This is a genomic window from Streptomyces sparsus, assembly GCF_054776295.1.
This window is the reverse complement of record NZ_BAAHCA010001539.1, coordinates 1-731: the sequence shown is the minus strand read 5'-3', so window position 1 is coordinate 731 and position 731 is coordinate 1. Positions and strand designations below refer to the sequence as shown.

1 protein-coding gene is annotated in these 731 nt (G+C 75.9%); it reads left to right on the top strand.

Features of this window, described 5'->3' with window-relative positions:
* A partial coding sequence (locus ACYVE9_RS29485) for a 4-alpha-glucanotransferase (protein WP_461030932.1) occupies positions 1-731 on the top strand: 731 nt, incomplete at both ends.

The following is a 731-nucleotide window of genomic DNA, read 5'->3' as shown; positions in this document are numbered from 1 at the left end:
CGACGGCCGCCGCCCCCACCTGCCGGGACTGCCCGAGGGCACCGCGCTGCGCGTCACCACCGAGCGCGGTGACCACCGCGACGTCGGAGCCGGACTGCCCGTCGGTGCCCACACCCTCCAGGCCCTCACCCCCGACGGCCGGTCGTGCCACGCCACGCTGCTGGTGGTGCCCGACCGCTTCCCGGCGCCCCCCGGCCGCTGCTTCGGGCTGCTGGTCCAGCTGTACTCGGTGCTGTCGGAACGCTCCTGGGGCATGGGCGACCTGGCCGACCTGGCCGACCTCGCCGCCTGGGCCGGCCGCACCGCCGGAGCCGGCTTCCTCCAGCTCAATCCGCTGCACACCGCGGTGCCCGCCACCGCTGACGAGGCCACCGACCCCTCCCCGTACCGGCCGTCCTCCCGACGCTTCACCGACCCGGTCCACCTGCGTGTCGAACAGGTACCCGAGTACGGCTACCTCACCGGCGAGGCGCGGGAACGGACCGCCGCGCTGCTGACCGCCGCCGCCGGCCTGCGCGAGGCGGTGCTCCGCAAGGACGCCCCCATCGACCGGGACGCCGTCTGGGACCTCAAGCACCAGGCGCTGGAGCTGCTGCGGACGGTGCCGCTCAGCCCCGGCCGGCAGGCCGACTACGACAGCTACGTCACCCGGCAGGGCACCGCGCTCGACGACCACGCCCTGTGGAGCGTGCTCGCCGAGCTGCACGGCCCCGACTGGCGGTCCTGGCCCG